This is a genomic window from Martinezella sp. CNPSo 3957 (assembly GCF_057784395.1).
Genome location: NZ_JBXSOU010000001.1, coordinates 712,530 through 736,894, shown reverse-complemented (window position 1 = coordinate 736,894; position 24,365 = coordinate 712,530). Strand labels below are relative to the sequence as shown.

The following is a 24,365-nucleotide window of genomic DNA, read 5'->3' as shown; positions in this document are numbered from 1 at the left end:
GGTCAGCGCCTTTGAAATTCGGGAGAAAGATAAGCGATCGTCAGGCCCTGCTTGCGGGTTTCCGCACGCGATACCGCCTGCAGCGTTTCGCTCGAAAGAAGCGGTCCCAGGCTGTCGGATACGAAACTCCGGGGATCGATCTGGGGTGGCACCGCATTCGCGATCATGTTGGCAACATCCATGCGCATGCTCAGGCTCTCGCTGGAAGCCCAGACATCGGCGGTGTCGGCAAAGCCGTTAGGGCCGGCTGGCGCCCAGAAAGGCTGGCCCATGGCGGTCAACGCGCCGAGGATGACATTCGGCTTCGGTGTCTCGCCGCTTGCCCGCAAAAGTGCGGTCATGAATTCGAGCGGAGAGCGAACCTTCGACAGTGTCGGGTTCCATGCATCCTCGGAGCCGACGAGCGCCCGATAGACGGCGGAAAGATCACCATCCGTCTTGCTGAAGGTCGCCGTAACAGTCTGGACAAGTCCTGGCGGCGGGGTATCGGCGACGAAATGGCGAACGAGCTTGGTGGCGATATGCTGTGCCGTTGCCGGGTGGCGGGAAAGATCGCGCAGCGCCTCCCGCCCCTGCCCCACGCCGTTGTCCGCATAGGTGAGACCGAGCAGCGTCTGATCGCCAGGCTCGTGCGCGCCGGCATTGAAGACGAAGGTGCCCGGCGTCCCGAGTTTGCCGTCGGCGCGTGCCACCGTCCAGCCGGTGATGATCCTGGCAAGCGTCGTCACATCGGCCTGCGTGTAGCCGCCATTGACGCCGAGTGTGTGGAGTTCCAGCGTCTCGCGGGCGAGATTCTCGTTCAAGCCACGCTTCTTGTTGGCATTGGCTTTCGAGTTCGGCCCGATCGATTGCTGATTATCGAGATAGGCAAGCATGGCCGGGTGGGTCTCGACGGCAAATAGCATATCAGCGAAACGACCGAAGACGTGCGGCCGGATCGCTTCCCGCTCGAAGGCGCCGGCAACGATATGAACTTCCTCGCTCTTCGAGACGGCCACAGCGAAGTGATTTGCCCAGAACATGGCAAGCCGCTCGCCAAAACCGATCAATGGCTGCCGGATCGTGCCGTTGAAGCGGGCATCCACTTCCGCCAGTAGGACCTGCTGTGGAAGGTAAGGCGTTGCGGGTTTTTCCAGCTTCTCGACTGCCTTGCCGATGGCAGCCCCCATAGCTTGGGTATTCCGCTGGGCCTGATTATTCGGTTGAGTGGCCATTGCCTGATTGTTCTGCTGCCCTGGCATGGCACCCGGAGGCTGCACCGATGGCTTCTGCGGCGGCGGGCCTTGCATCTGCTTGTCCTGCGGCACAGCGGCTGCCGCCTGCTGCCTGGCCTGCTTGCGCTCTTCCTGGAACGCATAGAGAGAAACGAGAAGATCGGCCGTGGATTGCAGCTGCGGCCCGACTGGAACCGGGACGTAACGCTCGGTGATTTCTTCCAGCAATGCACCGCGCGGATCGGCTGCGATCGAAGCGGTGCCGTTGTGGTCTGCCCCTAACCCGAAACGGGAAAGAGCGAGCGCGGCGTAAACATCATTGGACTGCTGTGCCATGGCCTTGCCAACTCCTGCTTCAGACATGCTCCTTTAACGCAGGCTTGGTTTCGATCCGTCGCTCGGCAAGTGTGATCATTTTGTGGCAGCGGCAGCCTTGGGCATGCTGCGGCGGACCAGACTTTCCGATAGCGCCCGACGCTCGTCGTAGGAAAGCGTTGCCGCAAAATCGACGGCACGTTGTTCGACCTTCGCCCTCAGGGCCATATCGGCATCGCGCGCCCTTGCCAGCGCCGCCGAAAGCGCCGCCGTATCGAGCGTGGGTTGACCGAGGATGGAGGCTGCATCGATCTTTGCCTGCTGCGCCTCGAGAATGGTCTGGCGCTCGCCCTTGCGTGCCTCGCTGAGCGCGGCACGCAAGGCCTTCTTCTGGGCCGATGGCAATTGCTCGCCGGCGAGCGGCATCATTTCGGAACGCGCCTGTGTCTTGCGGATCCATGTCAGGCCGCCACCGGCCAACGCTCCGATCAGGAACGTATTCAGCACCAGCAGAGAGATAACCACTATTCGAAAGCTTCGGTCCGTCATTGGCTATCCTGCTGCGCTACGCCTGCGTCGGGGCCGATATCCCCGAACATCGTCGCGGTTCCATCGGAGACGATCGAGGTATCGGATGTCAGACTCGGAACCAAGACGGCGATTGCAATGCTGCCGGCAAGCGCGCCGGCGATACCGATCCCCACAAGGCCGATCCCGGCCGACCCGAAGCGGAACCAGTTTCGTATCGTCAGGCGCCGCACGAGCTTTGCGAGGATTCGCTCTTCCAGGCCGGTGTGACGGGGTCTTACGACGTAGGTGTCAAGCAGCGCATCCAGATCGGCGGCGCGCGCAAGTGTTTGCGCGGCGGCGGTACCCTTGGCAAAATCCCGCGCGGCCGCGCGCTCGGCCTGCGGCCATCGGCCGATATCACCGCCATAGGCCGCAGTCAGCGCTTCGAACCGCTCGGCATTCATCGGACCCGCGATATTTTCAACCATCGCCCTCATCCTTCAACAAAAGTCCCTGCAAGGAGCGCCTTCCACGCGCAAGCAGGCTTTCCAGTGCATCGACACTGACATCCATGACCTCAGCCGCCTCGACATTCGACAGCGCCTGATAATAAACCAGAATGATCGCCTCGCGCTGCCGGGGCGCAATCATCTGCAAGGCCCGTTCGACGCGTCTCGACGGATCGTCCTCGCTCATCAAGTCCGCATCCGGCGCCGGCCCTTCATATTCGATGTCAGGCGGATGTTCGGCAAGAACGTCCTTGCGGCGGCGCAGGCGATCATAGCAAAGGTTGATCGCCACACGATGCACCCAGGTGCTGAAGCGCGCATTGCGCTGGCGCCAGCCGCCGGCATTTCGCCAGATGCGCAAAAACGTCTCCTGCGCCACATCTTCGGCCTCGGCCGCATCGCCAAGCATGCGGGTCGCGACGGCGACGATGCGCGGTAATTGCCGCGCGACCATCATGCGCATTGCCGAAACATCGCCCGCAGCGATTCGGCCAAGCAGATCCTCATCCTGGTCGCCACTCTTGGGCGCGCGATCCCACTTCATCGACAATCGCCACCGCTCCAGTTCACTGCGATAGTTGCATGGCACCTCGGCCTCAGCCTTATAGCCGGCAAACAGTGCCACTTGGATCGCAGCATCTCGGTCAGCGTATCATCCTTCGACATCAAACGCGGGTTCACGAGAATTGAACGCGGCGCTTATGCAAATCCGTCGCTCTTATCCCAGGAATTTTCGAATTCTCTTTCCACGCTGAAAGACGATTTGCGCTCGAGCTATCGTCAGCTTGCAAGAAGACAGACGAAAGCTCAAGCTAGGTCGGAACAGCAGCGGATCGCTTGACGATCGGTCCACCAGTGTTCGACCAAAGCCATGGCGATCAGACCCGCCGCATGACGGGGGGATCAAGACCTCGATGATCGATATGAGCTGACGGATCTGCGGACGCCGCAGGCTAAATGCATCATAGGTTTCACCTTGAATACCACATCGCTTCCGGAACAAGCGGACCGGGGATCGCCGGCCAATATATTTCGCATCAGGGCTATATCAGCACCTACACTTTCCGATTCTCACTTCACAAGATGGGGGAAATTGCTCACGCAAACTTGCGCATGGCTTATAGCGCTTGACAGGATATATTCTGTTACGATTTGCTTGCTCAATTTTTGAGGATAGATAAATACCTCCACTCCGTTGAGCATCGCTGGTATATGGGCTCCAGCACTGAACGGTATGATGGAAGAAGAATATCAATAAGAGGGGCGCAGCTTGAACATCGGTTTCTGTGGAGAGGTGAATGAGGCGAACTAAGGAGGAGGCGGCAGAAACGAGGAACGAGATTTTGCAATCCGCAAAAGCTCTGTTTCTCGACAAGGGCTACGAGAATGTCAGCCTGGAAGAGATAGCCGTAGCCGCCGGTGTCACGCGGGGGGCAGTGCATTGGCATTTCAAGAACAAGCAAGGGCTGATGTTTGCGATTCGCGACGAGGCCCAGCAGCCGTTCAAGGATCTCGCGGAGCGGATGTCGAAGGAACTGCCGCCCAACCCGCTTGATCTCATCGCCGATACCATTGCCGCGATATTTGACGATATTCATAGCGACCCGCGCAAGCGCAGCATGCTGAAAGTTATGATGCATCTCGACATGGCGTTTTGCGACGGCACCACGAGCCGGGCGAGTTCGTTTCGGCACGACATGCATGAAAATTTCGAACGCATATTCACCCTTATGGATGAAAAGACGAAACTTCCGGCTCCCTGGACGCCGGATACCGCCTCTTCCGCATTGACAGCGGTCATCGGCGGCCTGATCACCGAATGGACCCTCGACCGAGGCAGCTTCGAATTGGTCCCGTGTGGACAGATGTTCATAAAGATGGTGCTGAAGACCTGGTTCCCGCTGGCACAGGCGCAGGAGCTGGCGATTGCCGCGATGATACCGGAAAAAGCCTAGAACGGTTTTCCCTTCGGAATTGAAGAGAACCAACGATGGCGGTTTTAAGCCTCTGCCGGGAGCTGAACCGATTTCCCAAAGCTGGAAATAAAAAAGGATCCGGAGGGAAAGCCAGATCCTTTGCTTTGATCGGAGGTCAACCGATCGATGAAAGAAGCCTGACGGATTGGAACGTCAGGCTTCTCTTACCCGGCATTGAGCCGGGTAATTCAATATTAGAAGCTACGCTCGAAGCGCAGGATACCAGCCCACTGATCCTGGTTCACAGAATCGAAGTTGGTGTAGGAGACTTCCGGCTCGATGAGCAGGTTCTTGACCGGGTTCCACTTGACGTTGGTGGTTGCGGCAAAGATCTTCGAGTCGGTGTAGGCGAGCTGCAGGTTCCACTTCAGCTTTTCGTTGATCGGAACGCCAACGCCGCCCCAAACAGCCCAGTCACCCCAGCCGCACTTCGATGCATCGTTAACCGGGCAAGCCGAACGATCGAGGTTGGTGCCGGCATACTTGTTCAGCTTGTCGCCGTCGGTGTTCCAGCCGCCCATCAAGAAGGCCGAGAAGGTACCGAAGTCAGCATCGACACGAGCCTTGATGGCGCCTTCTTCGACGATCGAGTCGTAACCGCCAACGACCTTGAAGCCCCATGCACCGGACTTGAAGCCAGCACCGGCAACGACGTCGGGAGCGTAGTGGTTGCCCTTGTCGTCAGACCACCAGCTGGAGCCATAGGAAGCGCCAGAACCGCTGGAGTTCGAGTCTTCGACCGAGATCACAGCCGTGAAGCCGTTGCCGGCGTCGTAGTTGTAGGTCAACTGGTTGAGTTCGTACGGACCGTCATAGATCACGTCGTCGTTGATGACGTCGCCGGCATAACCGATGTACGAGTTGTACTGCGAGTCAGCCTTACCGACGAGGAAACCGCCGAGGCTGATGTTTGCGAACAGCAGCTTCGTGGAGGTTGAGTTGCCGTCATTCCAATCCCAACGGATGACCGTGTTGGTCTTCAGCGGGCCGTATTCGGTGTCGGTTGCCGTGTCGACGCTCAGCTCCGCACGGGTGTGCCACAGCGTACCGTTATGGCTGTTCGGGTTGTAGGCATCGTACCACTCGCCTTCGGTACGGACGCGGCCGCCGATCTTGAGGCAGGTTTCAGTGCCTGGAATGAAGAAGTAGCCAGCGCCGTAGGCGTCGCAGATGCGAACGTATTCCAGCGGCTCGGGCTCAGCAGCGACGATCGCGTCAGCCGCATGGGCGCCAGAAACTGCTGCCAGTGCAGCAGCGGAGCCGATAAGGAGGCTCTTGATGTTCATTTTAAACTCCTGGTTGCAATATGCATTCCAATTTACCGCGAGTACAAAGCTGGAATACCACCCTGAGGATTACGTCGGCTTGAACGCAACCGGGCAGTCCGGCAGATACGCACCTGATGTCGGCTTGAGTCCCCTCTAACCTCCATAATTCACCCCGCGGCAAAGGTTTTGAAATGCCTCTACCGATCCGGCCGATTGCTCGTCCGTAAGACAGTTTATGTCCTATATTTTGTTTACAAACAGCCCGTATGTTTGTCAATTCTGTGAAACCTGCCCCGGCATTAGACTTGATTGCTGTTGCTTAAATGCAACTGGCGACTGGCTGGGCCTTTTACTGCCGGAATAGTCAGCGTCGCCAAGGTTCAAGAATTCGCCCCAAATCGAGACAGCCTTCCCCAATCGGGCTCGCGATCCAGAGTTTTCATGGGTACCATTTATGCGCGAACGGGCATGGATCAAGAGCAGCGTCATCGAAGATAATGATCGCGCCTATCGGAGGCTCGCCCCATATAGAATCCACGCGCCACACTGGTCAATCGATTGAGAAAACGCGACCAGTGTGGCGCGGGGTTGACAGAGAACAAGGGTAAGGCATAGCCTTTCCGTATTCACCAGGGGGGTCCCGGCAAGGGGCTGAGATACTGCTGGACAATGAGGCTTTGCCTCCTGTGGCGCAGTGACCCGTTGAACCTGATCCAGTTCATACTGGCGTAGGGACGGTGCGAGCGCTTGAAGGCTTCGGATTCCCGCGTGGATTCCATGCCGGCGTCTTTCCATCATTCCGGCTGATTGACTGGGTCTCCAACTGCAACTTGGAGCCTCAAACCATGAATATTGCCGCAAAGAACCTCACTCCGACCGTCACCACTGGGCCGCTGCCGGCATCCACGAAAATCTATGTTCCCGGAGAGATCCACCCGGACATCCGCGTGCCGATGCGCGAAATCAGCGTCCATCCGACCTCGGGCGAGCCGCCTGTCATTGTCTATGATTCTTCCGGCCCCTATACGATCGAGGGCGCAGATATCCGCATCGAGGAGGGTCTATCTCAGCTGCGCCGCGACTGGGTTCTCGGCCGCGGCGATGTCGAGGCTTATGAAGGCCGGCATGTGCGCCCTGAAGACAACGGTTTCGTCACCGGCGAACGGCTGACACCGGAGTTTCCGGCCAAGCGCCAGCCCCTGCGGGCAAAAGACGGCAAGGCGGTCACCCAACTCGCCTATGCGCGCGCCGGCATCATCACGCCGGAAATGGAATTCATCGCCATCCGCGAAAATCTCGGCCGCAAGGCGAAGGCAGAAGCCCTGATTCGCGATGGCGAAAGCTTCGGCGCCCATATTCCGGATCATGTCACCCCCGAATTCGTCCGCCAGGAAGTCGCCACCGGCCGGGCGATCATTCCGGCCAACATCAATCACTCCGAAAGCGAGCCGATGATCATCGGCCGGAATTTCCTGGTGAAGATCAACGCCAATATCGGCAATTCCGCCGTCACCTCCTCCATGGCGGAGGAAGTCGAGAAGATGGTCTGGGCCGCGCGCTGGGGCGCCGATACCGTCATGGACCTTTCGACCGGCCGCAACATCCACAACATCCGCGAATGGATCATCCGCAATTCGCCGCTGCCGATCGGCACTGTGCCGCTCTATCAGGCGCTGGAAAAGGTCGGCGGCATTGCCGAGGAACTGACCTGGGAAATCTATCGCGACACGCTGATCGAGCAGGCCGAACAGGGCGTCGATTATTTCACCATCCATGCCGGTGTGCGGCTGCATTACATCCCGCTTACCGTCAATCGCGTCACCGGCATCGTCTCGCGCGGCGGCTCGATCATGGCCAAGTGGTGTCTGCATCACCATCGCGAGAGCTTCCTTTACGAGCATTTCGAGGAAATCTGCGATATCTGCCGTGCCTATGACGTCTCCTTCTCGCTCGGCGACGGCCTGCGCCCCGGCTCGATAGCTGACGCCAACGACGCCGCGCAGTTCGCCGAACTGGAGACACTCGGCGAGTTGACGAAGATCGCCTGGGCTAAGGATTGCCAGGTGATGATCGAAGGCCCCGGCCATGTGCCGATGCACAAGATCAAGGAAAACATGGACAAGCAGCTTTCCGTCTGCGGCGAGGCGCCCTTTTACACGCTCGGGCCGCTGACGACGGATATCGCGCCCGGCTATGACCACATCACATCGGGCATCGGCGCTGCCATGATCGGCTGGTTCGGGACGGCGATGCTCTGCTACGTCACGCCGAAGGAGCACCTTGGTCTGCCCGATCGCAACGACGTCAAAACAGGCGTCATCACCTACAAGATCGCGGCGCATGCGGCGGATCTCGCCAAAGGTCATCCGGCCGCGCAGGTTCGTGACGATGCTCTGTCGCGCGCCCGGTTCGAATTCCGCTGGGAGGATCAGTTCAACCTGTCGCTCGACCCGGACACGGCTCGCAGCTTCCACGACGAAACCTTGCCGAAGGAAGCTCATAAGGTGGCCCATTTCTGCTCGATGTGCGGCCCGAAATTCTGCTCGATGCGGATTTCGCACGACATCCGCGCCGAAGCACAGAAGGAAGGGCTGGAAGCCATGGCGGCCAAGTATCGAGAGGGCGGAGACCTTTATATGCCGATCGAAACCCCTGCACAGCCGGCCGAGTAACATGCGCATCCTCGTTAAAGGGGCCGGCGTTGCCGGCCTCACTGTCGCTCACGAGCTGATCCGGCGCGGAGCGGAGGTCACGATCTCAGATCCAGGCCGGAATTTTCATCGCGCCGCCTCCTGGCTTGCCGGCGGCATGCTGGCGCCATGGTGCGAGCGGGAAAGCGCCGATGAGGCTGTACTGACGCTCGGCCGTGATTCCGCCGATCGATGGGACGCGATTCTGCCGGGCAAGATCGTCCGCAATGGAACGCTCGTCGTTGCGCCCAACCGCGATCAAAACGAGCTGAAGCGATTCGCCAGCCGCACGACGGATTACCGCTGGGTAGACGAAGACGAAATCGCCATCCTTGAGCCTTCGCTTGCCGGCCGATTCCGCCAGGGCCTGTTCTTTCGGCGGGAAGCGCATCTCGATCCCCGCGAGGTCCTGCAATCGTTGAAGGACGATCTATCTGCAAAAGGCGTCACCTTTATCGACGTGCTCGTGGATGATGGTGGCTTCTCTGAAATCGTCGACTGTACCGGGGCCGCTCCTATCGGCCAAATCCGAGACTTGCGTGGGGTTCGCGGCGAAATGCTCTATCTGCAGAGCGATGAAATCGCGCTTTCGCGGCCCGTCCGCCTGCTGCATCCACGTTTTCCGGTCTATATCGTGCCGCGCGGCGAAGGCCTGTTCATGGTCGGCGCGACGATGATCGAGACCGACTTCAAAGGGCCGATCACCGCCCGTTCGCTGATGGAACTCTTGAACGCAGCCTATTCGCTGCACCCGGCCTTTGCCGAAGCTGCCGTGGTCGAAACCGGCGCCGGCATCCGCCCTGCCTTTCCCGACAACCTTCCGCGCGTGACGCGGCAGGGCAAAGCCATCCTTGTCAACGGTCTCTATCGCCATGGCTTCCTGCTCGCACCCGCCATGGCCGAGAAAGCCGCCGATCTCGTCTTTTCTGGACACGACGAAAGGAGCCGCCAATGCGCCTGATCATCAATGGCGAAGCGCAGATTGTCGAAGCAACGACGCTTTCGCAACTTCTCACGGCTCTCGAATATGAGGGCGAGTGGCTGGCAACCGCCGTCAACGGCGAACTCGTCCATAGCGAGGAACGCGGCGACCATATCCTAACCGACGATGACAGGATCGAGATCCTGACGCCAATGCAGGGAGGCTGACCATGCTTGAACTCTACGGAACCCAAATTACATCGCGCCTTCTTCTCGGCACGGCGCGCTACCCCTCCCCAGCCGTACTGGCGGAAGCCGTCAAACGTTCGCAAACCGGGATCGTGACCGTATCCCTGCGCCGGGAAACGGCAGGCGGGCGTAATGGCGGCGCATTCTTCGAGATGATTCGCGAACTCGGCGTTCGCGTCCTTCCCAATACAGCAGGCTGCCACGGCGTATCCGAAGCGGTTCTGACCGCGAAAATGGCGCGCGAGGTCTTTCAGACCAACTGGATCAAGCTCGAGGTGATCGGCAATCACGATACGCTGCAGCCCGACGTCTTCGCGCTGGTGGAGGCGGCGAGAATCCTCACCGATGACGGCTTCGAGGTCTTTCCCTACACGACGGACGATCTCATCGTCGCCGAGCGGCTGCTGGAAGCCGGATGCAAGATGCTGATGCCCTGGTGCGCGCCGATTGGAACGGCGGCCGGACCGCTCAATCTCTCCGCTCTGCGATCGATGCGGGCACATTTTCCTGAGGTTCCGCTGATCGTGGATGCCGGCATCGGCAGACCTTCGCATGCAGCAACCGTCATGGAGCTCGGCTTCGATGCCGTGCTACTCAACACGGCGGTTGCCGGGGCCGGCGATCCGGTCGCGATGGCGGAAGCCTTCGCCAAGGCCATCGATGCCGGCAGGCAGGCATACGGCGCCGGCATGCTGGAGCCGCGCGATATGGCGGTGCCATCGACACCAGTGATCGGAAAGGCGGTGTTCGCATGACGCTCGATCCCTTCTACCTCATCGTCGATAGCGCCGCCTGGATCAGGCGGTTGGTGCCGCTCGGCGTCAAGCTGGTACAGTTGCGCATCAAGGATCGCTCAACGCCTGAGATCCGCGCCGAAATTCGCGAAGCGAAGGCAATTTGCGCCGCGCATGAGTGCCAAATGATCGTCAACGACTATTGGCAGCTGGCAATCGAGGAGGGTTGCGATTTCATCCATCTCGGCCAGGAGGATCTTGCTTCTGCCGATCTCTCCGCCATACGGGATGCCGGATTGAAGTTGGGGCTTTCGACACATGACGAGGCGGAGCTGGAGACGGCACTTGCTGCCGAACCCGATTATATAGCGCTGGGGCCGATCTATCCGACCGTCCTCAAGGTTATGCCCTGGGCACCCCAAGGCCTCGATCGGATCGGCGCGTGGAAGGCGCGCATCGGCAATCGGCCTCTCGTTGCGATCGGCGGCCTGACAGTCGAACGCCTTGCGGGTGTATTCGAGCATGGCGCCGATATCGCCGCGGTCGTAACGGATATCACCCGCAATCTTGACCCCGAATCGCGAACGCTCGAATGGGTGGCGGCGACCCGGCAGATGCCTCCAAATTGACAAGATAGCCCCTCAGGAGCCCATGCAAGGGGCTATTTTCAGCCGCTATTGCCCGATGAACGGGCCATTCATTGAATATTCAGCTGAACATAATCATGCTGAAGGCGTTAATTAGATGACTCGCGTATTCGCTGAGCACAAAGACTGCTTTGGAGGTAGTCATGATAAAGAAGACGGTTCTTACGGTTTTGCTGGCCGCTACGGTCGTAGGCGGCGCATTGGCGCCCGTCAGCAGCGCACAGGCACAGTATTACGACGGCCATCGCGGTGATTGGCGCGGCCATGACGATTGGCGTCGTCATCACCACCATGGCAATGGAGGCGCGATCGCCGGCGGCGTTGCTGCCGGTCTTCTCGGCGGCCTGCTTGTTGGCGGCGCTCTTGGCAACAGGGGTCCGGTTTACGAAGTCGCCCCGCCGCCGCCCAGATGCTGGTACGAGGATCGCCGCGTCCAGAACGAGTATGACTATGGCTGGCATTACGAGCGCATTCGCGTTTGTAACTAGGCAATTGTAACTAGGCAATAAACGATGCGTCCGCCCGAATGGACGCATCGTTTGATGGATGATTCGGATTCGCCGGCGGCCGGAACCGCCGGCAAATTTATTTTATGCGGCAAATTATAGTCCGTGCGTCCTCGGATAGGCAGTGCGCTCCGGGAATGTTCGCCCGACGAGGCTTTCTGGCTCAGGCCGCCAGATTTCGACCAGCAACGGATAACAGGGCTCCGTATCGCTCGAATGTTCGCTGCCACAGTCGCCACCGGGGCAGGCCGAGAGCGCACCGAGCAGATCGATCTCCGCGAAGAACTCGAGGAAGTCGCCCGGCCGAACGGGGCTCGCCTTCATGAAATACTGGTGGGTATCGCGCGTAAATCCGGTACACATGAACACGTTCAGCACGTCGTGAACGTGAAACTCGGCCTCCTGGACAGGGATGTTCATTTCCCTGGCGAGCGCGCGTGACAGGTTCGAATGGCAGCAATGGTGATAGTCGTTGCCTTTCAGCAGCCGGTTCGTATAGGGATCGCAGCGCGTGCCGATGACATCGTGGACGCCGGCTCCATCCCTGTCCCAACCATACCAGCCAAGCGTATCATGTGTGATCGTCGCCATTGGCCGCAGATAGGGCAGCGTGCTCCACAGTCGATCGCCGACACCGACATGGGTGGCGTGCAAAGCCCTCGTCTTGCCGCTGAAAAAGCGCTCGGAAAGATCGGCAGCATTCCATAGATTGAGATCGCCCACCTGCGCGCCCTCGACGCTGACAATCCGGAAGAAATGTCCCTTCGGCACGCGAAAACTGCCGCCTTCACGCGGGGGCACGACGGTTTCGCCAATCTTGGTCATTGTTTGCCTTGCCGCGCGCAGCACATCCATATCGACCGGCGGCAGCGTTCCGTTCGGGTAGACGACAACGGGGGGCTTGCCGCGCCGCTCCTCGGCATCGGCGGGTGCGGGCATATCGAAAATACTGTTCATGGCGGCTTTCATTCCTTACCGACTGACAAAAAGACATTCGTTTCGGCAGCACTGTAAGGATACCGGCTCCTTGCGCAACGGTGATCGCGCTTGCGCTTTGGCTAAGTTTTACTTAGCCTGGCGGAATGCAACATGTCCCGCTTGCCTCCCTTCGCGCCTTCGAGGCAGCCATTCGCCATGAGAGCTTTGCCAAGGCGGCAGCTGAGCTCAATCTCACGGCCGCGGGCGTTAGCCAGCATGTGCGTACCTTGGAGGAATGGCTCGGCATCAAGCTCTTTACGCGCCATGCCCGTGGTGTCACGGCGACGATGGCCGGCCGTGAATTCGGGGCTGCCGTGGCAAACGGCCTCGGACATATCGATATCGCCGCCCGGCAGCTGCGGTTTGCCACCAACAGTCGGCCGGTCAGCGTGGCCTGTATTGCTTCTGTCGCCACGCGTTGGCTGATACCCCGGCTGACCGCATTTAAGAAAGAATACCCCGAAATCCAGATCAATATCGTCTACGCGCTCGATGCGAGGACGCCGGAGGAGGCAAGCGTCGATCTTCTGATCCGTCACGGACCAAGACCTTCGACGCATGCCACCTCGCTATTGACGGCCGAAACGCGGCCGACCTGTTCGAGAGAATATGAGCGCCGTCACGGACCGATCAGGACGCCAGCCGATCTCCTTAATCTCGACCTCCTGCACGATGAAACGACGGCCGCATGGACACGCTGGTTCGCCCTCGAAGGTAGCCACCAGCCTCCAAGAGCCGGCCCGATCTTTGCCGATTTCGGCTTGATGATCGGGTCGGTCATCGGCGGTCAAGGTGTGGGCCTCTGCCCCTCGGCCTTGATCTCGGATGAATTGGCCAATGGAACGTTGATCACCCTGTTCGACACGCCGTCGGATATGGACAAATTCTATTGGTTGCTGCCGGCGGGCCGACTTTCCAGCGAAGCGGAGACATTTCGCGACTGGCTGGTTTCCATTAGCAAGTAGAATACGGAGAAGCGATGGCTAAGGTCATTTGCAAACCGATATTCGCAGCCTGGCACGTCTCGATACACACATGCCCTGATCACCTTTACCCAATTGCAACCAGAGGGAGTTAAACCCTAACGTTTACCGGCGCGGAGATTTCAACATGCAAGATATCACTCGTTCCCGAGTTCTATTAACGGTGGGTACCGCGTCATCTTACTGTCTTGTCCCATTATTGGCATACATCACCACCCTCAAGCTCAAATTAGATGGAGCCTGGAACGCGATTCTGCTCGTAGCGTTCTTCACCTGCGTACTAAGCGTCGTTGCGTCACGATTCAAATGGGTGACCCTTCGTGCCACCATTGAATGTCTGGGCTGCGGATTTCTGCTCATTATACCAATTACGATTTCAACCTACATAGCCGCGAAGCTTAACTTCCCGCTTGCAGATGCGCAGCTAGCGCGATGGGACAGCATGCTCGGCGTCGATTGGCCTTTCATAATGAGATGGGTGGATGAGCACAGCCTTGCGGCCGATGTCTTTAATCGCGCCTATAGAACCTTCAGCTATCAGCTGATTTTATACCCAATTGTGCTGATTGTGTTTAACAAGATCAACCAGGCATACCAGATGGTATCTGTCTATGGTTTGCTCTGCTTCCTGGCTAGCGCCATTTCTATCTTTTGGCCAGCTCTTGGCACGTATACATTTTATCAGTTCGATGCCAGCACGCTGAAGAACCTGGATGCGACCTACGGATACTTCTTTCTTGAACAATTCCAAGCCGTCCGGGATAATCCAGATTTCATCTGGAGCATTGAGCAAAGCGCGGGAATCGTGACCTTTCCCTCAGTTCATGCAGCAGTCGCGATACTATGTGCATGGGCGATATGGCCTATGCGCCTGTTACGCTATCCCGTCTTGGTTTTGAACATCGCTATGGCTTTATCGGCTGTACCCGCTGCCAATCACTACTTTATCGACGTGATTGCCGGCTGTTTGGTGGCACTTGTCTCCATCATCCTCGTCAGGTTCGTCACCCAATCTCGCGAGGGGATCTTCCCTGAATTAATGAGACTTCGGCTTAGCACGAAGAAGGTCAACCTTTCACCTGAGTAATTCTGAAAGCGATCGCACCTCGTTGCCGCAATGCGCAATGAAGGAATATAGACCGCATTGAATTGGCCTATACTGCTGACATTCCGAAAGAAAGATCCTGAGATTCAAATTAATATCGTCTGCGCGCCCAATACGGAAAAGCGGCCGCGACATGCCTTCCTCAGAGGCCTTCGGCCGTAACGGTCAGAAAACGCACCGGCTCGAGATCGACGTCGGTATCGATCAGGCCCAACCGCTTCAGCGTCAGATCGATGGCACGCCGGGCCTGAACTTCCGGAGCCTGATCGAGAACGATCGTCATCAAACCCTCCCTCAGATAGCCGCGCGTCGCATCGGACAATTCATGCCCGACCCAGAATACCGGCCGCTGGCGATACCGGCGCAGAACCGTCGCAATCGCGGCATTGTCGCCGCCGGCGCTATAAAGGCCGATAATATCGGGATACCGTGCGAAGGCGTCGGTCAGCAGCTCGATCGTCTTCATTTCATCGTCCTCATCGAACATGACTTCAACGAAGCGATGCGAGGGGTTTGCATGATCAAGCAGATAGTTGGAAAAGCCGCGGATACGCGCCTTATGGTTCTCATAAGCGCCGCTGTGGCAGAGCGCGACGAAAGTGCCCGGGATATTTGCCTGCATACGCGCCATGTAGAAGGCGGCGGTGCGGCCGGCCGCCTCGTTGTCGATGCCGACGTAAGGCAGCTCCAGTGCTGGCCGCGTCATGATCTGCACGACAGGAATGCCGCCGCTGGCAGCCTTGCGGATGCTGCCGACCACATCGGGATGATCGGGCGCAACGACGATCAGGGCGGAGCGCCGTGCCTGTGGATTGGCGATATGACGCGAAAAATCGGCAGGATCGTCTTCTCTGGCGAAAGTCCGCTGGATCTGGATATCCTTGTCGAGCAAGGCGGCGATGCGCTCGAAGGCGCGATTGAGCCTTGAATAGAAATAGGTTTCAGGCCGGAGCAGCACGACCTCGATGCGCACCAGACCGTGCCTGATCCCCGCAGGCGGCGTGCGGTAACCGAGCCGCTTGGCGGCGATGAAGATCTTTTCCGCCGTTTCCGGCAAAACATTGCCGCGGCCATTGAGCGCACGCTCGACGGTGGCTGCTCCCACACCCGCGGCCGCCGCCACATCCTTCAACGTAACCTTGGCCACGCTTTCCTCATTTTCCAAACCGATGATCAGATTTGATCATGGATTCGCAGCAGATGAAAGAGGGAGAATCTCAACCGAAGCGAGCGACAAGAAAATCGATGACGCTGCGCAGCATGGCCGTCGGACGCCGGTCCGGCGCATAGACAAGGTGCATCGGCGTCGGCTGGTACGACCATAGAGGTAGTACCGGCTCAAGCCGGCCGGCATCCAGGTCGGCCGCCAAAAGCAGTTCCGGCTGCAGCACGATGCCGGCTCCGTGCAGAGCGGCAACGCGCAAAGCCCCGCCCTGATTGGTGGCGAACCTGCCCTTGATGGCGATCTCTCGCGTTTCCCCACCTGGACCGACGAGATGCCAGCGCCCCTGCAGCCGCCAGTAGGAATGGCCGAGGCACATATGATTGGCGAGGTCCTCGGGGCTTTGCGGCCTGCCGCACCGATCCAGATAATCCGGCGACGCCGCAAGAATGCGCCGATAGGGTTTTAACGGACGCGCCACGAGATTGGTGTCCGTCAGATCGCCGATATGAATGCCGAGTTCGTAGCCTTCGCCGATCATATCATGCGGATTGTTGTCGAGCGCCAGATCGACGCTGACCTCAAGATTCTCATGCAGATAGTCGACAAGCGCCGGCACGAGGCTTTGCGTTCCGAAACTGACGGGGGCGACGAGCCGCAGGCGCCCGCGCGGCGCCGATTGCAGTTCGGAGGCCGATTGCTCGGCGAGCTCCACCTCCGCCAGCGCCGTCTTGCAGCGCTCGAAATAAAGCTTGCCGACCTCGGTCAGCTGATGACGGCGTGTGGTGCGGTGGAGGAGGCGCGCACCGAGCCGCTGTTCGATCGTCCTCACATGTTTAGCAACCATGGCCGGCGACACCTGGCTTATATCGGCAGCGGCGGCAAAACTGCCCTGTTCGACCACTCTGACGAACATCGCCATTCCCGCCAACTTGTCCATGATTGCATACCCACAGGTTCGGAATGAAGCAAATGGAAGCGTATTTATCGCCAAATGGTTTTGCAAGATAGTCCGTGGGCGCCGAACATCCGGCGATAATTGCTCAAGGAGTTGCCATGCCCATCCTGCGCTTGGAAATGCATCCCGGCCGCACGCAAGACCAGAAGCGCGCTTTCGTTCGCGAAGCGACCAAAGCCGCTGTGGAAACACTCGTCTGCCCGCCGGAATCGGTGGAAATCATCATTACCGAGATTTCGAAAGAGTCCTGGGCGACAGCAGGAAAGCTGAAATCGGATAGCTGAAACGACTCGATTTCGTGATCGCGGCCTGGCGGTTTTTATTCGACCGTCAGGCCTCGTTTGGCGCCAGGCTCTGCCGCCCCCAGGCTTCGGCCCAATCCATAAGACGCGCCATCTCCTGCTTGAGAGCATGCGAACGGATAATATCGGCGGCGTGGCTCAGATTGCTGCGCGGATTGTAGAATGCGTCGATCTCTTTGCCGCTCTCTCGCCTTGCCGCCTCCAGACGAAGCTTCATTTCCTCGACTTCGGCCTTCACCGCAAAATACCGTTTCATGACCTCGACAAGGTCACGGTCGCCTGCACTGGTCTCCATGCGTACTCCATCCTACTTATTTTAGCGTCTCGCAATGATCCGATTCGAATGGCGAAATCTAGGTCATTGTTTAGCCGGCAAGATAGATCGGGTGGCGAAGCCCTACGCGGCGGATGGAAAGGCGGATGAAATGAGAAACGGAATTACGACCAGTTTTCCTTGACCGACTGCATCACCACATTGGTCGAAGTGCTTGCGACGAAAGGCAGGCTGGAAATTTTCTCGCCAAGAACGATGCGGTAGCGGCGAATATCCGAGGTTCGCACCTTGAGGAGATAATCGAAGCGGCCGGCGATCATGTGGCACTCTTCGATCTCCTTGATTTTCTTGATGGCATTGTTGAAGCTGAGCAAGGCCTCCTCACGGGTATCCGTGAGTTTCACTTCGGCAAAGGCGACGTGATCGAGACCAAGCTTGATCGGGTTGAGGATGGCCTTGAAGCCGTCGATATAACCGGAATCGATCAGTTTCTTGAGGCGTGCCTGGCAGGGAGTCTTGGAAAGGCCGACCCGCTCGGAAAGCTCCGTGATCGACATGCGGCCGTCTTCGACGAGGGCGTCGAGGATCTTTTGGTCGAACTGGTCAATTTCACTGGATTTGGTCATTTTCGCAGGCATTCCTATTTGAAATAAGTGCTATTGAAGTTCAATATGACTGGAAAGCCGCAGTTTCAAGGCGGAACGCTTTTTTGGAATGAAGTATGTTCTCGTCGAAGCAACGGGAGGGCTACGGGTGGCGATATCGCTGACCTCAGCTCAAACCATTGGGTCCCTTGCACCTTGAGGTTATCATGACTGTCTCTGCCAAGCTTGCCACTGAAGAACCAGCTCCAGATGCTGCCCCATTTTCGCATTTTGCACCGCCCATTCGTGAGCAGAGCCCGCTTCGCCAGGCGATCACTGCCGCCTACCGGCGTCCCGAAACCGAATGCCTGCCTGCCCTGCTCGAGGCGGCCACCCTGCCGGAAACGACTCGCGAGGCGACAAGGAAAACGGCCAAGAAACTGATCGAAGCGCTGCGCGCCAAGCACAAGGGCGACGGCGTCGAAGGACTAGTGCACGAATATTCGCTGTCGAGCCAGGAAGGTGTGGCGCTGATGTGCCTTGCCGAGGCACTGCTGCGAATCCCGGACACCGCAACGCGCGATGCGCTGATCCGTGACAAGATCGCCGGCGGCGACTGGAAGTCGCATATCGGCGGTGGCCGCTCGATGTTCGTCAATGCCGCGACCTGGGGCCTCGTCGTGACAGGCAAATTGACCTCGACGGTCAACGAAGGCGGCCTTTCCGCCGCATTGACAAAGCTGATCGCCCGCGCCGGCGAGCCGGTCATCCGGCGTGGCGTCGACATGGCCATGCGCATGATGGGCGAGCAATTCGTCACCGGCGAGACCATCGATGAAGCATTGAAGCGAGCACGTGCGCTCGAAGCAAAGGGCTTCCGCTATTCTTACGACATGCTCGGCGAAGCCGCGACGACCCACGCCGATGCCGAGCGCTATTATCGCGACTATGAAAACGCCATCCATGCGATCGGCAAGGCCTCGGCTGGCCGCGGCATCTATGAAGGCCCCGGCATCTCCATCAAGCTCTCCGCACTGCACCCGCGCTATTCGCGTTCGCAGGCCGACAGGGTGATGGGCGAACTTCTGCCGAAGGTGAAGGCGTTGGCGCTGCTCTCCAAGCGTTATGATATCGGCCTGAACATCGACGCCGAGGAAGCCGACAGGCTGGAGCTGTCGCTCGACCTTCTGGAAGAACTGTGCCTCGATCCGGATCTGTCCGGCTGGGATGGCATCGGCTTCGTGGTGCAGGCCTACGGCAAGCGCTGCCCCTTCGTCCTCGATTTCATCATCAATCTTGCCCGCCGCTCCGGGCATCGCCTCATGGTCCGTCTCGTCAAGGGCGCTTATTGGGACGCCGAGATCAAGCGCGCGCAGTTGGACGGCCTGGAAGGTTTCCCCGTCTATACCCGCAAGATCTACACCGACGTTTCCTATGTCGCCTGCGCCAAGAAGCTCCTGGCCGCGACGGACGTGGTCTTCCCGCAATTTGCCACCCACAACGCCCAGAGCCTGGCCACCATCTACCATATGGCTGGCGACGACTTTGCGGTCGGCAAATACGAATTCCAGTGCCTGCACGGCATGGGCGAGCCGCTCTATGAAGAGGTCGTGGGAGCCGAAAATCTCAATCGCCCCTGCCGGATCTACGCGCCAGTCGGCACCCATGAAACGTTGCTCGCCTATCTTGTCCGCCGCCTGCTCGAAAACGGCGCCAACTCCTCGTTCGTCAACAAGATCGCCGACCCTGCCGTCCCGGTATCCGAGCTGATCGCCGATCCCGCCGAGATCGTGCGCACCATGACCGTTGTCGGCGCGCAGCACGAGAAGATCGCTCTCCCGGCCGATTTGTTCGGCGGCGCGCGACGGAATTCCGCTGGTGTCGATCTCTCAAATGAAACGGCGCTCAACGATCTCTCTGCGCAGCTGCAAGCCTCCGCAGCCAAAGACTGGACCGCCAAGCCACTTCTCGCCGACCGCTCCGAACGTGGCGTGACCCGTGCAGTTCTCAATCCTGCCGACCATGCGGACCTCGTTGGCCATGTCACCGAACTGGAGCCGGAAGATGCGCCCGACGTCATGCGGCTTGCCGCCGCGGCAGCCGAGGGTTGGGCCGCGGTGAGCCCCGCAGAGCGGGCCGCCATCCTTGAACGCGCCGCCGAGCTCATGCAGAGCGAGATGCCTGCTCTCGTCGGCCTGACCATCCGCGAAGCCGGCAAATCGGCCGCAAACGCCGTCGGTGAAATCCGGGAAGCTATCGACTTCCTTCGCTATTATGCCGCGCAGGCACGCCAGGTGCTGAAGCCGAAGAGCGTGCCGCTCGGCCCTGTCGTCTGCATCAGCCCATGGAACTTCCCGCTGGCGATCTTCACCGGTCAGGTTGCGGCCGCGCTGGTCGCCGGCAATCCGGTCGTCGCCAAGCCGGCCGGCAATACGCCGCTGATTGCGGCGCAGGGCGGCCGCATCCTGCACGAGGCCGGCATCCCGCGCGATGTCCTGCAATTTGTCCCCGGCGGCGGCAGAACGGGCGCAGCCCTCGTCGGCTCACCCGAAACGGCCGGCGTGATGTTCACGGGCTCGACCGAGGTCGCCCGCCTGATCCAGGCACAGCTTGCCGAGCGCCTCTCCAAATTCGGCAAACCGATCCCTTTGATCGCTGAAACCGGCGGCCAGAATGGCATGATCGTCGACTCCTCCGCCCTTGCCGAACAGGTCGTCGGCGATGTCATCGCCTCGGCCTTCGACAGTGCGGGCCAGCGCTGCTCGGCCCTGCGCGTCCTTTGCCTGCAGGAGGAAGTGGCCGATCGTACGCTGACCATGCTGCGCGGCGCCCTTCGCGAGCTCTCGGTCGGCCGGACCGATCGGCTTGCCGTCGATATCGGCCCCGTCATCGACGACAACGCCAAGCGCGGCATCGATGAGCATATCGAACGCATGCGCAAGCTCGGCTGCAATGTCGAACAGCTCGACCTTCCCGAAAGCGCTGCCAAGGGTACCTTCGTCGCTCCCACCATCATCGAGCTGAAGAAGCTGAGCGATCTGAAGCGCGAGGTGTTCGGCCCGGTCCTTCACATCATGCGCTATCAGCGCAAGGGGCTGGATAAGCTCATCGCCGACATCAACGCCTCCGGCTACGGCCTGACCTTCGGCCTGCATACCCGGCTTGACGATACGATCGCCTATGTGACCGAGCGCGTGCGGGCTGGCAACCTCTATGTCAACCGCAACATCATCGGCGCCGTCGTCGGCGTCCAGCCCTTCGGCGGGCGCGGCCTTTCCGGCACGGGCCCGAAGGCAGGCGGCCCGATGTATCTGCGTCGTCTCGTCGCTTCCTCCACCGAAGCGCTGCGCGATGCCTCGGTGCAAACTGATCCGGCTGCGCAGCTGTTCATCGCGTGGCTCGAAAGCAAGCGTGCTGTGGACGCAGCCAAACAGGCCCGTGCCGTCGCCAGCCAGTCGTCGCTCGGCTTCAATACCGAACTGCAAGGCCCAGTCGGCGAGCTGAATCTCTATGCTCTGCATCCGCGCGGAAGAATCCTGCTTGCTCCGCAGACAGCACTTGGCTTGCATGTCCAAATCGCCGCAGCGCTAGCGACAGGCAATTCGATGGTCATCGATGCGGCATCGGACCTGCAGGAAGAGCTTCATGGCCTGCCTGCGCAGGTCGCAAATCGCATTTCCTGGACGAAAGACTGGGCGGCGGATGGACCATTTGCCGGCGCCTTGATCGAGGGCGATGCCGAGCGGATACAGCAGGCGATCAAGGTGATTTCGGCAATTCCAGGTCCGCTGGTTCTCGCCCAGGCGGCCTCGAGCGAAGAAATCGCTAAAAACGCCGACGCCTATTGCCTCAACTGGCTGCTTGAAGAGGTGACGACATCGATCAACACCGCGGCTGCCGGCGGCAATGCCAGCCTGATGACGATCGGCTGAAACCAATGGCGATCTAGAACGCGGCGGCCGGACCGGCAGGTCTCGGCCGCCGCTTCGTTTCATGGCGTGCATTCGATGTGCATTCTGCAGTGACCCGCCAATTCGCTGCGGCCCTCGCCCAGCTTCTCGGCCTCCTTCTTTTCCGTGCAGAAATTTTTGAGAAAAGCTTTTCTCTAGTTGACTCCTGCGCTGAGAAAAGCTTTTCTCATGAAAATTGATTGGGAGAAGACATCTGGAAAATCAGCGTGCGAAAAGCGGACGCGCAACGATTCACGACGTTGCAGCGGCTGCAGGCGTGAGCATTTCAACGGCATCCAAGGCCTTGAACAATACCGGCCGCATGGGCGACGACACACGCGAAAGGGTCAAGCGCGCCGCCGCCGAAATCGGCTTCCGTCCGAATGCCTTGGCCAAGGGATTGCTCAGCAATCGCACCTTCACGATCGGTCTTCTGACCAACGATACATATGGTCGCTTCACGCTGCCGGTCATGGCCGGCATCACAGAGGCGCTCGTCGATCACGGCGTCTCGGTCTTTCTTTGCACGATCGAGGACGATCCGGCACTTGGAAAGGTTCATGTGGACGCCATGTTGGACAAGCATGTGGATGGTATCATCGCGTCGGGGAAGCGGATCGACCGCCGTCTGCCGGTGGATCTGTCCAATCTACCGGTCCCGGTCATCTATGCCTTCACTGAAGGCGCACCGGGAAGCGTCACCTTCTGCGCCGACGACTATCAGGGGGCGGCCCTTGCGGTCGAATGGTTGCAGGGACTCGGCCGATACCGGATCGCCCATGTGACCGGCCCGGAAAGCTTCGTTTCGGTGCGTGAGCGCGCCAAGGCCTATCGCGACCTCGCCGGAGACGAGCTGCCGGTCATGTACGGTACATGGTCCGAGGCCTGGGGACACGACGCCGTCGCACAGCTTTGGAGCGTGGCTGGAGCGAAGCCGGATGCGATCTTCTGCGGCAACGACCAGATTGCCCGCGCGGTCGTCGATGCGCTGCGTGAGCGCGGCATAAGGGTGCCTGAGGATGTGTCGGTGGTTGGTTTCGACAATTGGGAGATTGTCGCTGCCCAGACCCGGCCGCCGCTGACGACGGTCGACATGAATCTCAAGGCGCTTGGCCGCGAGGCCGGGCTGACGGTTCTCGCGCTTGCGGAGGGACGCAGCGTCGAACCGGGTATCAAAACTTTGCCGTGCGAACTTATCGTCCGGCAATCATGCGGGGGAAGCCCCGGTCGTTGATTAAAGGAAAAGGGGCTGACGGGAGTAGCCCCATGGGAGGAGAACATGATGAAGCGATTTCTGGCCGCAACTGGCCTTATATCCTTGTGCCTTGCATCCGCCGCATCCGCCGAAAACATCTCCATGTGGGTTCGAAGCGGCATCGGCGATTCCTTCAAGAAGGTCGTCGAGGCCTATAATGCCGGCCATGAAGACAAGGTCACGCTGACCGAAGTGCCCTTTGCCGAACTCGTGCAGAAATATGCGACGGCCATTGCCGGCGGCCAGGCGCCCGACGCTCTGTCGATGGACCTCATCTATACGCCGGCTTTCGCCGCCGCCGGTCAGCTCGAGGATCTGACGGACTGGGCAAAGAGCCTGCCCTATTTCAATTCGCTGTCGCCCTCGCATGTGAAGCTCGGCACCTATGACGGTCACATCTATGGCCTGCCCCTATCCGTCGAAACCTCGGTTTTCGCCTGGAACAAGGATCTCTACAAGAAGGCCGGCCTCGACCCTGAAAAGGCTCCGACCACATGGGAGGAGATTACGAACAACGCCGAAAAGATCCGCGCGCTCGGTGGCGATACCTATGGGTTCTATTTCTCCGGCGGCGGCTGTGGCGGCTGCATGATCTTCACCTTCACGCCGCTCGTCTGGGGTGCCGGCGCCAACATTCTCTCGGAAGACGGCAAGAAGGCGACGCTCGACACGCCGCAGATGCGCAAGGCGGTCGACATCTACCGCAACATGGTCAAGAAGGATCTGGTGCCGGCGGGTGCCGCAAGCGACACAGGCGCCAATTTCCTCAGCATCAGCAACGGCAAGATCGGCCAGCAGAGCATCGGCGCCTTTTCGATCGGCACGCTGATTACGCAATATCCCGATATCCATTTCGGCGTGACGCTGATCCCCGGCGTCGACGGCAAGCCGTCCTCTTTTGCCGGCGGCGACAATTTCGTCATCTCCAAGGGCACGAAGAAGCTCGATGCCGTGAAGAAGTTCCTCGAATACACCTATTCGCTCGACGGACAGAAGATCATGGCGAAGTACGGCAGCCTGCCGACGCGCGGCGATATCGCCGACCAGGTGCTTCAGGGCCTGGATCCGCGTATGCAGGTCGGGCTGAAGGCGATCGCCGTCGCCAAGACGCCCTATACGCTGCAGTTCAACGACCTGATCAACAGCGCCAACGGACCATGGGCCGGTTTTACCAACGCAGCCATCTTCGGAAGCGACGTCGATGGCGCATTCTCCAATGCCCAATCGGAGATGCAGTCGATCATCGACAATGCCCAACAATAGTAAACTCACCCG

Annotated in this window: 23 protein-coding genes and 1 riboswitch; of the genes, 13 read left to right on the top strand and 10 right to left on the bottom strand. The window is 59.4% G+C overall.

The genetic code is table 11. The features are described from left to right. Positions 1–2 precede the first annotated feature (2 nt). From AC13QE_RS03425 to AC13QE_RS03410, 4 genes are all read right to left on the bottom strand, one after another. Positions 3–1,550 carry a DUF1800 domain-containing protein gene (locus tag AC13QE_RS03425; protein ID WP_488482869.1) on the bottom strand — a complete coding sequence of 516 codons (1,548 nt, stop codon included), beginning with the start codon at positions 1,548–1,550 and terminating at the stop codon, positions 3–5. A 75-nt stretch (positions 1,551–1,625) separates the two neighbouring features. After that, the gene (locus tag AC13QE_RS03420) at positions 1,626–2,078 is read right to left on the bottom strand and encodes a periplasmic heavy metal sensor (RefSeq protein ID WP_488482580.1); all 453 of its coding nucleotides are present in this window, start codon (positions 2,076–2,078) and stop codon (positions 1,626–1,628) included. Beyond that, on the bottom strand, positions 2,075–2,527 hold the full coding sequence (locus AC13QE_RS03415) for a hypothetical protein (protein WP_132717962.1): 453 nt from the start codon (positions 2,525–2,527) through the stop codon (positions 2,075–2,077). Before AC13QE_RS03415 ends, AC13QE_RS03420 begins: the two co-directional genes overlap by 4 nt. Beyond that, positions 2,520–3,092 (bottom strand): RNA polymerase sigma factor, encoded by a 573-nt coding sequence (locus tag AC13QE_RS03410; RefSeq protein WP_112339527.1) that lies wholly within the window; start codon positions 3,090–3,092, stop codon positions 2,520–2,522. The genes AC13QE_RS03415 and AC13QE_RS03410 overlap by 8 nt, the downstream gene beginning before the upstream one ends. 754 nt (positions 3,093–3,846) lie before the next feature. Between AC13QE_RS03410 and AC13QE_RS03405 the strand changes: the two genes are divergently transcribed. Beyond that, on the top strand, positions 3,847–4,503 hold the full coding sequence (locus tag AC13QE_RS03405) for a TetR family transcriptional regulator (RefSeq protein ID WP_488482579.1): 657 nt from the start codon (positions 3,847–3,849) through the stop codon (positions 4,501–4,503). Positions 4,504–4,718: 215 nt separating this feature from the next. On the opposite strand, the gene AC13QE_RS03400 is transcribed toward AC13QE_RS03405, so the two are convergent. Further along, a complete protein-coding gene (locus tag AC13QE_RS03400; protein WP_488482578.1) occupies positions 4,719–5,810 on the bottom strand; it encodes a porin in 1,092 nt (363 codons plus the stop codon). A 603-nt stretch (positions 5,811–6,413) separates the two neighbouring features. Then, positions 6,414–6,545: riboswitch (TPP riboswitch) on the top strand. A 92-nt stretch (positions 6,546–6,637) separates the two neighbouring features. Between AC13QE_RS03400 and thiC the strand changes: the two genes are divergently transcribed. From thiC to AC13QE_RS03370, 6 genes are all read left to right on the top strand, one after another. Beyond that, on the top strand, positions 6,638–8,464 hold the full coding sequence (gene thiC, locus AC13QE_RS03395; RefSeq protein WP_488482577.1) for a phosphomethylpyrimidine synthase ThiC: 1,827 nt from the start codon (positions 6,638–6,640) through the stop codon (positions 8,462–8,464). 1 nt (position 8,465) lies between these two features. After that, positions 8,466–9,443 carry a glycine oxidase ThiO gene (thiO, locus tag AC13QE_RS03390; RefSeq protein WP_488482576.1) on the top strand — a complete coding sequence of 326 codons (978 nt, stop codon included), beginning with the start codon at positions 8,466–8,468 and terminating at the stop codon, positions 9,441–9,443. Further along, positions 9,434–9,631: a sulfur carrier protein ThiS gene (gene thiS, locus AC13QE_RS03385; protein WP_015342713.1), complete on the top strand. Its 198-nt coding sequence runs from the start codon at positions 9,434–9,436 to the stop codon at positions 9,629–9,631. The genes thiO and thiS overlap by 10 nt, the downstream gene beginning before the upstream one ends. Before the next feature lie 2 nt (positions 9,632–9,633). Next, complete coding sequence (locus tag AC13QE_RS03380) at positions 9,634–10,407, top strand: thiazole synthase (protein ID WP_488482575.1); 774 nt, start codon at positions 9,634–9,636, stop codon at positions 10,405–10,407. Beyond that, the gene (locus AC13QE_RS03375; RefSeq protein WP_488482574.1) at positions 10,404–11,015 is read left to right on the top strand and encodes a thiamine phosphate synthase; all 612 of its coding nucleotides are present in this window, start codon (positions 10,404–10,406) and stop codon (positions 11,013–11,015) included. Before AC13QE_RS03380 ends, AC13QE_RS03375 begins: the two co-directional genes overlap by 4 nt. Positions 11,016–11,176: 161 nt before the next feature. Continuing rightward, entirely contained in the window at positions 11,177–11,521 is a 345-nt protein-coding gene (locus tag AC13QE_RS03370) for a hypothetical protein (protein ID WP_132717953.1), read from the top strand. A gap of 114 nt (positions 11,522–11,635) precedes the next feature. Here the strand turns inward: AC13QE_RS03370 and AC13QE_RS03365 are convergent, their stop codons facing one another. Then, positions 11,636–12,496 (bottom strand): urea carboxylase-associated family protein, encoded by an 861-nt coding sequence (locus AC13QE_RS03365; RefSeq protein ID WP_488482573.1) that lies wholly within the window; start codon positions 12,494–12,496, stop codon positions 11,636–11,638. Positions 12,497–12,621: 125 nt separating this feature from the next. Between AC13QE_RS03365 and AC13QE_RS03360 the strand changes: the two genes are divergently transcribed. Then, positions 12,622–13,482, top strand: coding sequence for a LysR substrate-binding domain-containing protein (locus tag AC13QE_RS03360; RefSeq protein WP_488482572.1), 861 nt, complete (start codon positions 12,622–12,624; stop codon positions 13,480–13,482). Positions 13,483–13,627: 145 nt separating this feature from the next. After that, entirely contained in the window at positions 13,628–14,587 is a 960-nt protein-coding gene (locus tag AC13QE_RS03355) for a phosphatase PAP2 family protein (RefSeq protein ID WP_488482571.1), read from the top strand. Positions 14,588–14,747: 160 nt separating this feature from the next. Here the strand turns inward: AC13QE_RS03355 and AC13QE_RS03350 are convergent, their stop codons facing one another. Beyond that, entirely contained in the window at positions 14,748–15,752 is a 1,005-nt protein-coding gene (locus tag AC13QE_RS03350) for a LacI family DNA-binding transcriptional regulator (protein WP_488482570.1), read from the bottom strand. Positions 15,753–15,822: 70 nt separating this feature from the next. Next, positions 15,823–16,707: a LysR family transcriptional regulator gene (locus AC13QE_RS03345; RefSeq protein ID WP_488482569.1), complete on the bottom strand. Its 885-nt coding sequence runs from the start codon at positions 16,705–16,707 to the stop codon at positions 15,823–15,825. Positions 16,708–16,823: 116 nt separating this feature from the next. Between AC13QE_RS03345 and AC13QE_RS03340 the strand changes: the two genes are divergently transcribed. Continuing rightward, complete coding sequence (locus AC13QE_RS03340; protein WP_112336872.1) at positions 16,824–17,009, top strand: 4-oxalocrotonate tautomerase; 186 nt, start codon at positions 16,824–16,826, stop codon at positions 17,007–17,009. A gap of 46 nt (positions 17,010–17,055) precedes the next feature. Here the strand turns inward: AC13QE_RS03340 and AC13QE_RS03335 are convergent, their stop codons facing one another. Together AC13QE_RS03335 and AC13QE_RS03330 are read right to left on the bottom strand one after the other, a co-directional pair. Beyond that, a complete protein-coding gene (locus tag AC13QE_RS03335) occupies positions 17,056–17,322 on the bottom strand; it encodes a hypothetical protein (RefSeq protein ID WP_488482568.1) in 267 nt (88 codons plus the stop codon). Positions 17,323–17,465: 143 nt separating this feature from the next. Beyond that, entirely contained in the window at positions 17,466–17,927 is a 462-nt protein-coding gene (locus AC13QE_RS03330; RefSeq protein WP_015342703.1) for an Lrp/AsnC family transcriptional regulator, read from the bottom strand. Positions 17,928–18,112: 185 nt separating this feature from the next. On the opposite strand from AC13QE_RS03330, the gene putA reads away from it, so the two are divergent. The 3 genes from putA to AC13QE_RS03315 all read left to right on the top strand — a co-directional run bounded on the left by putA (position 18,113) and on the right by AC13QE_RS03315 (position 24,353). Next, positions 18,113–21,817: a trifunctional transcriptional regulator/proline dehydrogenase/L-glutamate gamma-semialdehyde dehydrogenase gene (gene putA / locus AC13QE_RS03325; protein ID WP_488482567.1), complete on the top strand. Its 3,705-nt coding sequence runs from the start codon at positions 18,113–18,115 to the stop codon at positions 21,815–21,817. A gap of 295 nt (positions 21,818–22,112) precedes the next feature. Further along, positions 22,113–23,069 carry a LacI family DNA-binding transcriptional regulator gene (locus AC13QE_RS03320; protein WP_488482566.1) on the top strand — a complete coding sequence of 319 codons (957 nt, stop codon included), beginning with the start codon at positions 22,113–22,115 and terminating at the stop codon, positions 23,067–23,069. Between the two features lie 45 nt (positions 23,070–23,114). Beyond that, positions 23,115–24,353, top strand: coding sequence for an ABC transporter substrate-binding protein (locus AC13QE_RS03315; RefSeq protein ID WP_488482565.1), 1,239 nt, complete (start codon positions 23,115–23,117; stop codon positions 24,351–24,353). Positions 24,354–24,365 lie beyond the last annotated feature (12 nt).

What these genes read in the sequence shown, in the direction of transcription:
- thiO (WP_488482576.1), top strand. Translation starts at nt 8,466, where the DNA reads ATGCGCATCCTCGTTAAAGGGGCCGGCGTTGCCGGCCTCACTGTCGCT.
- AC13QE_RS03420 (WP_488482580.1), bottom strand. Translation starts at nt 2,078, where the DNA reads ATGACGGACCGAAGCTTTCGAATAGTGGTTATCTCTCTGCTGGTGCTG.
- AC13QE_RS03380 (WP_488482575.1), top strand. Translation starts at nt 9,634, where the DNA reads ATGCTTGAACTCTACGGAACCCAAATTACATCGCGCCTTCTTCTCGGC.
- thiC (WP_488482577.1), top strand. Translation starts at nt 6,638, where the DNA reads ATGAATATTGCCGCAAAGAACCTCACTCCGACCGTCACCACTGGGCCG.
- AC13QE_RS03370 (WP_132717953.1), top strand. Translation starts at nt 11,177, where the DNA reads ATGATAAAGAAGACGGTTCTTACGGTTTTGCTGGCCGCTACGGTCGTA.
- AC13QE_RS03400 (WP_488482578.1), bottom strand. Translation starts at nt 5,810, where the DNA reads ATGAACATCAAGAGCCTCCTTATCGGCTCCGCTGCTGCACTGGCAGCA.
- AC13QE_RS03355 (WP_488482571.1), top strand. Translation starts at nt 13,628, where the DNA reads ATGCAAGATATCACTCGTTCCCGAGTTCTATTAACGGTGGGTACCGCG.
- thiS (WP_015342713.1), top strand. Translation starts at nt 9,434, where the DNA reads ATGCGCCTGATCATCAATGGCGAAGCGCAGATTGTCGAAGCAACGACG.
- AC13QE_RS03405 (WP_488482579.1), top strand. Translation starts at nt 3,847, where the DNA reads ATGAGGCGAACTAAGGAGGAGGCGGCAGAAACGAGGAACGAGATTTTG.
- AC13QE_RS03330 (WP_015342703.1), bottom strand. Translation starts at nt 17,927, where the DNA reads ATGACCAAATCCAGTGAAATTGACCAGTTCGACCAAAAGATCCTCGAC.
- AC13QE_RS03360 (WP_488482572.1), top strand. Translation starts at nt 12,622, where the DNA reads ATGCAACATGTCCCGCTTGCCTCCCTTCGCGCCTTCGAGGCAGCCATT.
- AC13QE_RS03365 (WP_488482573.1), bottom strand. Translation starts at nt 12,496, where the DNA reads ATGAACAGTATTTTCGATATGCCCGCACCCGCCGATGCCGAGGAGCGG.
- putA (WP_488482567.1), top strand. Translation starts at nt 18,113, where the DNA reads ATGACTGTCTCTGCCAAGCTTGCCACTGAAGAACCAGCTCCAGATGCT.
- AC13QE_RS03335 (WP_488482568.1), bottom strand. Translation starts at nt 17,322, where the DNA reads ATGGAGACCAGTGCAGGCGACCGTGACCTTGTCGAGGTCATGAAACGG.
- AC13QE_RS03340 (WP_112336872.1), top strand. Translation starts at nt 16,824, where the DNA reads ATGCCCATCCTGCGCTTGGAAATGCATCCCGGCCGCACGCAAGACCAG.
- AC13QE_RS03315 (WP_488482565.1), top strand. Translation starts at nt 23,115, where the DNA reads ATGATGAAGCGATTTCTGGCCGCAACTGGCCTTATATCCTTGTGCCTT.
- AC13QE_RS03345 (WP_488482569.1), bottom strand. Translation starts at nt 16,707, where the DNA reads ATGGACAAGTTGGCGGGAATGGCGATGTTCGTCAGAGTGGTCGAACAG.
- AC13QE_RS03425 (WP_488482869.1), bottom strand. Translation starts at nt 1,550, where the DNA reads ATGGCACAGCAGTCCAATGATGTTTACGCCGCGCTCGCTCTTTCCCGT.
- AC13QE_RS03415 (WP_132717962.1), bottom strand. Translation starts at nt 2,527, where the DNA reads ATGGTTGAAAATATCGCGGGTCCGATGAATGCCGAGCGGTTCGAAGCG.
- AC13QE_RS03410 (WP_112339527.1), bottom strand. Translation starts at nt 3,092, where the DNA reads ATGAAGTGGGATCGCGCGCCCAAGAGTGGCGACCAGGATGAGGATCTG.
- AC13QE_RS03375 (WP_488482574.1), top strand. Translation starts at nt 10,404, where the DNA reads ATGACGCTCGATCCCTTCTACCTCATCGTCGATAGCGCCGCCTGGATC.